This is a genomic window from Thermobaculum terrenum ATCC BAA-798 (genome assembly GCF_000025005.1).
Lineage (GTDB): Bacteria > Chloroflexota > Chloroflexia > Thermobaculales > Thermobaculaceae > Thermobaculum > Thermobaculum terrenum.
On the sequence record NC_013526.1, the window covers coordinates 673,462 to 684,368 of the forward strand.

The 10,907-nt window shown below is 67.6% G+C and carries 7 protein-coding genes; all 7 read left to right on the top strand.

Annotated elements, in window-relative coordinates; genetic code table 11:
- Positions 1-41 precede the first annotated feature (41 nt).
- Positions 42-2,192 carry a glycoside hydrolase family 36 protein gene (locus tag TTER_RS12645; protein ID WP_169302702.1) on the top strand — a complete coding sequence of 717 codons (2,151 nt, stop codon included), beginning with the start codon at positions 42-44 and terminating at the stop codon, positions 2,190-2,192.
- A complete protein-coding gene (locus TTER_RS12650; RefSeq protein WP_083768991.1) occupies positions 2,189-4,231 on the top strand; it encodes an alpha-galactosidase in 2,043 nt (680 codons plus the stop codon). Before TTER_RS12645 ends, TTER_RS12650 begins: the two co-directional genes overlap by 4 nt.
- Positions 4,228-6,240 (top strand): beta-galactosidase, encoded by a 2,013-nt coding sequence (locus TTER_RS15670; RefSeq protein WP_012876436.1) that lies wholly within the window; start codon positions 4,228-4,230, stop codon positions 6,238-6,240. The genes TTER_RS12650 and TTER_RS15670 overlap by 4 nt, the downstream gene beginning before the upstream one ends.
- Complete coding sequence (locus tag TTER_RS12660; RefSeq protein ID WP_012876437.1) at positions 6,230-7,003, top strand: SDR family NAD(P)-dependent oxidoreductase; 774 nt, start codon at positions 6,230-6,232, stop codon at positions 7,001-7,003. The genes TTER_RS15670 and TTER_RS12660 overlap by 11 nt, the downstream gene beginning before the upstream one ends.
- A gap of 24 nt (positions 7,004-7,027) precedes the next feature.
- Positions 7,028-8,146 (top strand): mandelate racemase/muconate lactonizing enzyme family protein, encoded by a 1,119-nt coding sequence (locus tag TTER_RS12665; protein WP_012876438.1) that lies wholly within the window; start codon positions 7,028-7,030, stop codon positions 8,144-8,146.
- 11 nt (positions 8,147-8,157) lie between these two features.
- The gene (locus TTER_RS12670; protein WP_012876439.1) at positions 8,158-9,159 is read left to right on the top strand and encodes an aldose epimerase family protein; all 1,002 of its coding nucleotides are present in this window, start codon (positions 8,158-8,160) and stop codon (positions 9,157-9,159) included.
- Positions 9,160-9,240: 81 nt separating this feature from the next.
- Entirely contained in the window at positions 9,241-10,893 is a 1,653-nt protein-coding gene (locus TTER_RS12675; protein ID WP_012876440.1) for a hypothetical protein, read from the top strand.
- The last annotated feature ends 14 nt before the right edge of the window (positions 10,894-10,907 follow it).

Below are 10,907 nucleotides of genomic sequence, written 5' to 3' on the forward strand. Positions count from 1 at the left end.
GCTCTTGCAAGCAAGACGTGATGTGGGAGGTGCAAGAATCGGTGATTAGATTTGACGAAGCGACGCGCTCTCTGATATTGGATAATGATCTAATCCACGCTGAGTGGCGTGTGGGAGAGCAGGGCGCGGTGACATGCAAGGCCCTGCGTATGTCTGGAGACGGAGTTGACTGGCTGGACACGGCTGTACGCTCCCCCCTCTACGAGCTGGCCTACCGCGAGCTGGCGGGCACCGGCCGGACCGTGACGGTGTCCTCGGAGGACCCGCACGCGGTGGAGGGGCCCGAGGTCTCCAGCCTCGCCGACGGTACCGTCGGCGAGGCCGTGGTGCGCCTGCTGCCCACCGGCACGCCGCTGGAGGTGCTGTGGCACCTCCAATGCCACCCGCGCCACGCGACGCTGCGGCAGTGGTTTGAGCTGACCAACAAGGGAGAGACCCCGATCGTGATCACCCGCCTGCCGGTGGTCACCTACGCCCTTCGCCCCCCAGCCGGATCGCTCAGGGCTTACTGCGGCTTGGGGCGCGAGCGCGCCCGCCGAGGCATGTGGGCCGACTGGTACACGTGGCGGTGGGTGGAGCTGGGGCCCGGGGTGAAGGACGCCGTGCAGTCGGGGTATCGCCGGGAGGCCACGTGGCTGGGGTTGGTGACGCCGGGCGGCGGCCCTGGGATGTACGTGGGTTGGGAGTCGAACGCACGGGCCACGTGCGCCTTCGGGGACATGTACGGCGACGGGGCGGTGTGGGTGGAGTGCTGCCTGCGCCCCGGGTACCGCCTGGAGCCGGGAGCCTCCCTCGCGGGCCCCCCGGGCTTCGTCGGGCTGGCCGAGGGCGACCTGGACGAGCTGGCGTACAGGTGCCAAAGGTACGTGGAGGACGTCCTGGCGCGGCGCGTGGAGGACCCCAGGTTCCCGTACGTGGCCTTCAACAGCTGGGGGTACGGCCCTGACATAGATGAGGAGTCGATGCTGCGCTGCCTGGACGTCTGCCAGCGGCTGGGGGTGGAGCTCTTCGTCGTGGACTTCGGCTGGGAGGATCCCGACTGGCGTCCCCTGGCGGATAGGTTCCCCCGTGGGCTGGCGCCGCTGGCAGACGCCGCCCACGCGCGAGGCATGCTGTTTGGCGCCCACCTCAGCTTCGGCAACGCCTCCTCGCTCTCGCAGATGTACAAGCTGCACCCCGATTGGGTCAACGGCCCCGGGCAGTGGGCGTACCGCAGGGAGGGAGAGGTGTACGCCGTTACCCTTGGCAATCCAGCAACTAGAGAGTGGATGCTAGACAAGCTCCTGCAGATCATAGATGATAACAAGCTCGATTACTTTCTCACCGACCACCGCCTTTGGGGTTGGTGCAACCCACGGGTGCAGCCCCTGCACGCCACCAACGACTACGTGACGGTAGTCGAGGGGTTCGACTGGCTCATGGACAGGCTGCGGGAGCTGCGCCCCCACGTGCTCATCGAGCACTGCGACAACGGCCTGAGCCTGCCGACCTTCAAGATAGTGCGGCAGCACGTCACGTCCATAGGGGCGGATGCCGCCGGGGCGCTGTACGAGCGCGTGCACACCTGGCGGATCTCGCACGTGCTCCCCCCGCGCTACCTGGCCCACTACGTATGCGACCAGCCGGCCCCCGGACGCTACGTCGGCGCGGGGCTGGGGGACTACGAGTACCGCAGCCACCTGCTCGGCGGCCCGATGATCCTGATGACCCACCTCCACCAGCTGCAGGAGGGGTCGGAGGAGTGGAGGTCCCTCCAGAGGCAGATAGCGCTCTACAAGCGCATCCGGCAAAGAGTTGCTCGTGGAAAGGTGCTGCACCTATTGGAACCACAACCGCTGGAGCGTGTAGGACACGGCTGGGATGGTTGGGATGCCATTGGTTCGTACGATGAAGTGACGGACTCAGCTGTCATCTTTGTGTTCTGTTTGGGTGGAGAGATCAATTGCCGCACCATCCCTATTCATGGGCTCAGAGCCGACACCCTGTACAAGGTGTCGTTTGAGGGCGACCGAGCTAGCTTCTCACTAAGCGGGCGGGAGCTGATGGCCAAGGGGCTGGAGGTCGAGCTGCCCGCGCGGGGGCAGAGGCCCGTGCTCGACGCCAACGGCATGGTGCGCGCCTCCGAGGTGGTACTCTTGGAGCCCGCCGACGGGCCGGGCTGGGCCGACGACACCGGCGGAGGAGGGGGATGATGCGAGGGGAGGGGCGCACCCTATGCGATTTCGTCCCTGGCAGCCCCCCCACCTGGAAGCTGCACAACGAGCGCGTGACGGTGGAACTACGGGCGTTCCCCCATGGGCTGTGCCTAGCAACCCTGTGGGATAGCAAGCTTGGGGCTAGATGGTCAGGGCTGGCGCCGTTGACCTATTTGGCCACGCTGCCAGGGTCATCGCAGGGCTGGCGCCTACTAGACTGGAGCTGTCAGGAGGAGCACGGGGCCGTCACGCTCCAGGTATCTTTTGCGCGTGGAAGGCTGGTCCTAGTGGAGTCCCTGTGGCTACCCCCCGACCTATCGATAATCAGAAGGTGGGTTGAGCTGCACAACGGTGGCGATGATATGGTGGAGGTCGAGCAATACCACTTCCTAGACCTGCTACTAGAACATGACCTGCATGATTCCTCTCTAGAGCTGCTCTACGTTGAAGCCTTCGCTGGTCATAGATGGGACCGGTGGGATCCCGGGGACGTCAGTTTCGGGGTGCGCCAGCAGGTCATGACTGCAGGGGATGCCCTGCGGCTGACAGTGGGGGCGTACCAACAGGCTTGTAGTTGGGCTGCTCTCAGAAGGCGGGATGGGTTTGGCCTGGTGTTTGGGCTGGAGTACGATGGCGCGGCTGAGATCCGCCTAATAGATGTTAGCCGGGTGCCTGGGGCGCGCACATGGCGTTCGCCCCTACCGCTGGAGCAGGGTGTGCGACTCACGGCCGCCCCAATAGAGCCCTTGCACGTCCAGTTGGAGCCTGGGGGGGTATGGAGGAGCCCCGAGGTTTTCTTGGGAGTGTTCGCCGGCGAGTGGGATGCCGCAGCGCACATCACGCACGCGCTCGTGGAGCGGTACCTCTCTCCTGCGCTGCCTGACGACCGTTTCCCCTACGTGATCTTCAACACTTGGGGCTACGCTTGGGACCTCACGCCAGATGTGACCCTCCACTGTCTCGAGGTGGCGACCGAGGTGGGTGCAGAGGTGTTCGTAGCGGACTACGGATGGGCGCGGGACGTGGGCGACTGGATGTCGGTGCCGGCCAGAATGCCGAAGCTGGAAGAGCTGGGACGGCGCGTGCACGCGCACGGCATGCTGTTCGGCGCGTGGATGGCGTTCGCCAACGCCTCCCCACGGAGTCAGGTACTGCTGGAGCACCCAGAGTGGGCGGCGTGGCCGGACGATTGGGGGAGCTTCGGCACGCGCGCGCTGTGCCTGGCCGAGCCGCGGGTAAGGGAGTGGGTCACGCAGCAGGTGCTGCGGGTGGTGCGGGAGTATGAGCTGGACTACCTAGTCCACGACTTTGAGCTGATCACCCCTTGCCGACATCCCGCACACTCCCATCCGCCCGACCCCTCAGGCTACCACAGCGCTCAAGGGTACAATCAGGTACTGCGCGACCTGCGGCACGCGCACCCACAGCTCGTGGTCGAGAACTGCCAGGGCGGCGGGCGAATTATGACGTACGCCATGACCAAGCTGCACGATACCTCGATCACTACGGATGGGGCTGCGCTGCTGGACTCCCTAGGGCGCAGGCGAGCGCTGTACGGCGCTAGCTACCCCTTTCCCCCACGCTACTGCGCCAGCTATATGCAGGAGCACCCTACGGACTACGCTTGCCGCTCCTGCATGCTTGGAGGTCCCTGGATCTTGATGGATCGAGCTGCCGACTGGGGGCCATTGGAGATTGAGATCGCCCGGCGGAACATCGCCCTGTACAAGCGGATCAGGCCGTTGTTCCGCGATGCGCGCGTCCACCACTTACGATGCCCGGACGGCGACGGGTGGGATGGACTGCAGCTCCACCAGCCTTCCGCGGACCGTGGCGTCGTGCTGCTGTTCAGGCCCCGCGGGGCGCCCATGGTGCGCGCGCGGCTGCGAGGGCTGGACCCACAGGTGACGTACCTCCTGGAGACGGCGAGTGGTCGCAGCTGGGAGGCCGACGGGGGCCAGCTGATGGAGATGGGCCTGCACCTGGACCTGCCGGATGGAGGGAGCGAGGTGATCTTCCTGGAGGCCAGGAGATGAGAGCCTTGGACCTCCTCCTAGGTGTTTGTTACTATCCAGAGCAGGTCGATCCCTCTGAGTGGGAGGCTGACCTGGCGCGCATCCGCGAGGCCGGCCTGGACACCGTGCGGATAGGGGAGCTCATCTGGTCGGGCTTGGAGCCCGAGCCCGGCCGCTTCCGCTGTGAGTGGCTGGACGAGGTGCTGGAGCTGTGCCGTGGGTACGGGCTCGCCGTGGTGCTGGGCACGCCCACAGCAACGCTGCCCCCCTGGCTCGTCGAAGCCGATCCGGAGGTGATGCCGGTCGATGATCGCGGCGTGCGGGCGGCCTACGGCTCCTGGGGAACCGCCTGCCTGAGCAGCCAGCTGCTGTGGGCGCGGACCGAGCTGCTGGTGGACGAGCTGGGGCGGCGGTACGGGAGGCACCCGGCCGTGATCGGCTGGCAGCTGGACAACGAGCTCCCTGCCACTACCTGTTACTGTCAGCGGTGCAGATCGAGCTTTCACAATTGGCTGGAGCGCAGGTATGGTGACGTGTCGGCGCTCAACGAGGCGTGGGGGACAGCGTTCCTCGGTCAGGGGTACACCCGCTGGGGGCAGGTGCCAGCGCCGCTGGCCACCGTGCGCGTCGGCCGCCAGAACCCGGGCCTGCTGCTGGACTACGTGCGGTTCCAGTCGGAGCTGGCCTGCCGGTACCTCGAGCGGCAGGCCGAGATCCTCCGGCGGCGCTCTCCGGGGAGGCGCCTGACGCACAACATCCCAGGCATGGCGGCGCACATCGATTACCACCGGCTCTTCGGCCCGCTGGACGTCGCGGCGTGGGACGTCTACCCCGGGTGGATAGGGGGGCTACCCCACCGCCTCGCGCTCGGGCACGACGTGGTGCGGGGGTTGAAGCGCGCCGGCTACTGGGTGCTGGAGCAGCAGGTGGGGAGGCTGGAGCACAGGGCACCTCCCGCGGGGGCGCTGAGGCTGTGGACCTACCAGGCGGTCGCGCACGGGGCCGAGGTCGTGCTGTACTTCCCCTGGAGGCAGGCCAGGGGAGGCTCCGAGCAGTACATAGCCTCCCTCCTCACCCCCGACGGCAGGCGGACGCGCTCGCTGGCGGAGGTCGAGCGGGCGGCGCGCGAGCTGCAGCAGCTCGCCCCTCTGCTCCGGGGCACCGAGCCTCGCGGCGACGTCGCGCTCCTGTGGAGCTACGAGGACCACTGGGCGCTGGCCCTCCAGCCCCAGGTGCCCGAGCTGGCCGACCCTTGGAGGTACCCGGAGGAGTGGTACCTGGCGCTGCGGCGTGCCGACCTCCAGGTGGACGTGCTCTCGCCGTCGGACGACCGCCTGCGGGATTACCGCCTGCTCGTGGCCCCCTCGCTCTATCTGGCCACCGCCAGCCTCGCGGAGCGGCTGAGGGGATACGTCGAGGCGGGGGGCACGCTCCTGTTGGGGCCGCGCTCGGGGTCGAAGGACGAGCACAACGCTTGGCCCAGGGGGCCGTTGCCCGGCCCCCTGGGCGAGCTGGTGGGCGCGACGGTGGAGGAGTTCGAGGGGCTGCCCGGGGGAGAGGCCAGGACCCTGCGCTGGGCGCACGGCGACGGCAGGCTCTCGGCCCGGGCCTGGTGCGAGCTGCTCGCCCCCGCGGGCGCGGAGCCGCTGCTGCTGTACGCGGACGGGCCGTGGCCGGGATCGCCGGCCGCCGTGCGTCGCCAGCTGGGCGCCGGGAGGGCCTACTACCTGGGCTGCATGGGCGAGGAGGTGGTCGCGGGCGTCCTCCTCGAGGCGCTCCGCGGCGCGGGCGTTGCGCGGGGTCCGTCCGTGCCTGCGGGGGGCGAGCTGGTGGTGCGGGCCGGAGGGGGCCGAGCGCTGTACTTCGTGCTCAACCACGCGGCGCAGGAGGCCCGGCTCGCCCTGCCAGCTGGCAGGGCGTACCAGGATCCCTGGACGGGGGACGCTCGCCCAGCGGAGGTCGAGCTGCCGCCGTACGGCGTGGAGGTGCTGCTGGCGTACGTAGGACAGGAGGTGCAAGGTGCGTCTTGAGGGCAAGGTAGCGATCGTCACTGGGGCCGGCCGCGGCATCGGCCGGGCCATAGCGGAGCTGTTCGCCCGGGAGGGCTGCGCGGTGGTGCTGGCGGCGCGCACGCGGGACGAGGTCGATGCCGCGGCCGACGCCATCACGGGCGCCGGGGGCAGGGCGCTGGCCGTCCCCGCCGACGTCTCCCGTCGGGAGGAGGCCGAGGCGCTGGTCGGCAGGGCGCTCGAGGCGTACGGCCGGCTGGACGTCCTGGTGAACAACGCGGGGATCTTCCGCCCCGGCAGCTTCGTCGACATGCCCCGAGAGTCCTGGGAGGAGGTGCTGCGGGTGAACCTGTGCGGGGCCGTGCACTGCGCCAGGGCCGCCGTGCGGTGGATGCTCGCGGCCGGGCGGGGGGGCAGGATCATCAACATCTCCTCCATCCACGCCCAGCGGGCGGAGCCGCTGGCCACCGCGTACGACGTCTCCAAGGGAGGGCTGGACCAGCTGACGCGGAGCCTGGCGGTGGAGCTCGCACCCCATGGGATACTGGTGAACGGGATAGCCCCCGGGTTCATCGACACCAGCATGTCGGTCGTGGATGGGGTGAACGAGCTGGAGACCGACTGGTTCCGGTCGGTCTACGTGGGGCGCAGGAAGATCCCGCTGGCGCGGGCGGGTCAGCCGGAGGAGGTGGCCGCCGTCGCGCTCTTCCTGGCCTCCGAGGAGGCCAGCTACATCACGGGCGCGGTGATCCCCGTGGACGGGGGGTTATCCGTGACGTTCTGACGGGAGCTGTGGAGGGAGGTGACTATGAGGATCACGGACGTCGAGGCGATCTACCTGCGGCTGCCCGAGGTGGACCCCTCGCGGGCGGACGGCACGCAGGACACCCTCCTGGTGAGGGTCCACACGGACGAGGGGATCACGGGGGTGGGCGAGGTGGACTCCTCCCCGCTCGTGGCGAGGGCGGCGATAGAGGCGCCGGTGTCGCACTCGGTCGCGATGGGGCTCAAGCACGTGCTGCTCGGCGAGAACCCCCTCGAGATCGACAGGCTGTGGGAGAGGATGTACAGGGCGACGATCTACTTTGGCCGCGGCGGGCCCGCCATGCACGCCATGAGCGGGATAGACCTGGCGCTGTGGGACATCCTGGGCAAGGCCACAGGCCTATCGGTGAGCGAGCTCCTGGGGGGAGCCCGGCGCCACAGGCTGCGGGCGTACGCGAGCGCGATCATGCCGGAGACCCCGGTCGAGGCGGGCAGGCTCGCTGAGCAGTACGCGGCTGCCGGGTACACGGCTGTGAAGTTCGGGTGGGGGCCGATAGGGCGCAGCCGAAGGCTGGACGAGGAGCTCGTCCAGGCCATCCGCTCGGCGGTCGGGGAGGACGTGGACGTGATGATCGACGCCGGCATGGCGTGGGACCTCAAGGGGGCGCTGCGGATGGCGGAGGTGTACGAGCGGTACGGCGTCTATTGGCTGGAGGAGCCGCTGGCCCCCGACGACCTGGAGGGCTACAGGCAGCTGGCCGACCGCACGCGCATGTACATCGCGGCGGGGGAGCAGGAGAGCGGGGCCGAGGCCTTTCGGAGGCTGATCAACGAGGGACACGTCGACGTCGTCCAGCCGGACCTGGGCAGGTGCGGCGGGCTGACCGAGGGCAGGCGCATCGCGCAGGTGGTGCACGCCCGGCACAGGCAGCTCGTGCCCCACGCCTTCAAGAGCGGGATACTCGTGGCGGCGAGCGCCCACCTGGCTGCCTGCATCCCGGGCGGCGCCATGATCGAGTACACCGTCTCCACCTCCCCGATCGCGCGCGACCTCGTGAGCGAGCCCTTGGAGCTCGTCGACGGCCACGTGCTGCTGCCGGAGCGTCCAGGGCTGGGGGTGGAGGTGGACGAGTCGGTGGTGCAGCGGTACAGGGTCGCGTAGGAGGTGGCTGGATGGGCGTGAGCGTGTCCACGGACTGGAAGCTGCGGGACCTGCGGGCGGTCGTCCTGGAGAACGAGCTGCTGAGGGTGGTGCTCCTGCCGGAGCTGGGCGGGAAGATCTGGCAGATCGAGTACCGGCCGCGATCGCGGTACCTCCTCTGGCACCACCCCAGGCTGAAGCCGCGCGAGGTACCCCTCCACTCGGTGTACGACGACGTGTTCTTCGGGGGCTGGGACGAGCTGTACCCCAACGACCTCCCGGAGGAGCTCAACGGGGAGAGGATGCCGGACCATGGCGAGGTGTGGGCGCTGCCCTGGGAGTGCGGCGTGGAGGCGGCGAGCGGGGACGCCGCGACCGTGAGGCTGCAGGTGGAGACGCCGATCAGCGCCACGCGGCTGGAGAGGTGGATCACCCTTAGGGCCGGTGAGCCCACCCTGCGATGTCGCTACAGGCTGACGAACCTGGGGAGGGAGCCGCAGCCCTTCCTGTGGAAGGTGCACGTCGCGGTGGGGGTCGACGAGCACTGCAGGATAGATCTCCCCGCCACGGAGATGTACCTCGAGGAGTTCGGGCGCAGCCGGGGCGGCCGCACCGGGCTGGCCTACCGGTGGCCGTACCTGGAGGGGGAGCGGGGGGAGCTGCACGACATGCGCCGGGCCCTGCCCCCGGTCTCCGGCGTGTGCGAGTTTCAGTACGCGACGAGGCTCGAGGCCGGCTGGTGCGCCGTGACCCACGCTCGGGAGGGGTTGAGCTTCGCGCTGGCCTTCGACCCCGAGGTGCTCTCCTCCTGCTGGCTGTTCGCCAGCTACGGCGGATGGCGGGGCCTGCAGGTGCTCGTGTTGGAGCCGTGCACCGGGTACCCGATCAGCGTGAACGAGGGCCTGAGGCGGGGCACGCACAGGGTGCTGCACCCCGGCGCGCAGGTGGAGTGCGAGCTGCTGGCGGTGGTGCACGAGGGAGGCAAGGGCGTGGCCCACGTGGGCCTGGATGGGCATGTGGAGCCCGAGCGGTAGCGGCGGAGGTCGCCGCCCTCGCCACGAGCCGGGTCGGCACTGGCGAGGGCGGGCAGATCGGGCATCAAGCGGAGGAGATGGATGGACGTGACGGAGCTGAGCTATGATCCTCAAGATCCGTTCTTTTCGATCCCTGGCGACGACCGTGGCATGGCCTGGGGCGTGCAGATATTTACCACCGGTAACCTCTACGGGCTTGCACCCGAGCACACCGAGGTTGTAGCCGAGGGAGACGGGCTGCGTGTGAGCTGTAATCGCCTCAGCTGGGGTGGGCAGCAGGGGCGCAGCGAAGGACAGGTCGAGGCTGTGGTCAGCGTGCGTGGGCGCAGCGTGACGCTGCGCATCAGCGCCTGGCACGATGAGCCCGTGAAGGCGATCAAGCTACTGTTGCGTAACCTCCCCACAGAGGTCCAAAGAGAGGGACTCTGGCACCCCACCCTCCCCCAGGGAGAGAGTCTCTGGCCTAGGTCAGGCTCTCCCGTTCTCTGGCGCTACCCCGGACCGGAGTGGCTGACCCCGTGGGCATGCATTGGGGAGGCTCAAGGCGCGATCTCCATCAGCGTCAGGGATCCTGAGGTCAGAGCTAAGCGCCTATACGCGCATGTGCCCCCATACCTACACCTTCCAGAAGTGGAGGTCATCTGTGAAGAGAGCGCACTCAGGTGGTGTTCCCACTTCACTAGTCCTGAGATCAAGATAAGCTTCTTGAGTGGTTTGGCCGATCTGGAGGCCGATTTTAGGGCTCACCTTGAGTTCCTTGAGGGCTCGTATGGGTTGCGTAGGTGGGAGGACAGGCAGGACGTGCCCGGCTGGGCGAGGGACATAAAGCTGGTGGTTTACCTGCATGGACAACATTGGACGGGTCATGTATTCAATACGTTTGACAAGATGGCCTATGTCCTGGAACAGCTCACCAGGCTTATTGCTGGTCGCCATGTACTGTGCTTTGTACCGGGATGGTCTGGGCGGTACTACTTCTCGTATCCTCTGTACGCTCCGGGTGAGTCGTTGGGAGGAAGCGGCGCCTTTGAGCGTTTTATATCCGTAGCGCACAGGTTGGGGGTCAAGGTGATGCCGATGTTCGGAGCGACGGGCGCGAACGCCCGCCTCTATCCAGGATGGGAGAGGGCCGCGTTCTTGAATCGCACCGGCAGGGTGGTCAAGCTCATCAACGCCCCCGACTGGGACACGGATAGGCACGAGGAGGACGACCAAGTCTTCTTGAACCCTGGAGAGCCCAGCTTCCGGCAGCACCTGATCGAGGAGATCAGACGCACGGTAGCACGTTATGGGGTTGACGCCGTGTTCCTGGATGCGTCGTCGGCTTGGTTCAACGATCCCAGGTATGACGTCTACGCAGGCTATCGAGAGCTGGTGGCGAGCCTGAGGGAGCGCTTCCCCCACATATTGATCGCTGGCGAGGGATGGTACGATGCCCTGCTCGCTCTGCTCCCAATGAACCAGAGCCTCTTGGGAGTCTCGGTACGCTATAGGTTGCCAGAGCTACTTACTCGCTATGCGCGCGTCTTTGGCCACATGGCACAGGGAGCACCGGCGTCTACTTGGCCACATGGCACAGGGAGCACCGGCGTCTACGAGGAGGGCTTTCTGCCTGTGCGGCACGAGCAGCCGGAGTTCGGTCACATCCTCAGCGTAAACGTGGTAGAGGACACTCTGGATCGGTACTGGGAAGAGATGGCTACCATCTGTCGCATGGCTCTTCGCAGCGCTTGATCAAGCTGATGAGG

Bases quoted from the DNA above. Each gene is read 5' to 3' on its own strand.
- TTER_RS12650 (WP_083768991.1), top strand. From the start codon at position 2,189: ATGATGCGAGGGGAGGGGCGCACCCTATGCGATTTCGTCCCTGGCAGC.
- TTER_RS15670 (WP_012876436.1), top strand. From the start codon at position 4,228: ATGAGAGCCTTGGACCTCCTCCTAGGTGTTTGTTACTATCCAGAGCAG.
- TTER_RS12665 (WP_012876438.1), top strand. From the start codon at position 7,028: ATGAGGATCACGGACGTCGAGGCGATCTACCTGCGGCTGCCCGAGGTG.
- TTER_RS12670 (WP_012876439.1), top strand. From the start codon at position 8,158: ATGGGCGTGAGCGTGTCCACGGACTGGAAGCTGCGGGACCTGCGGGCG.
- TTER_RS12675 (WP_012876440.1), top strand. From the start codon at position 9,241: ATGGACGTGACGGAGCTGAGCTATGATCCTCAAGATCCGTTCTTTTCG.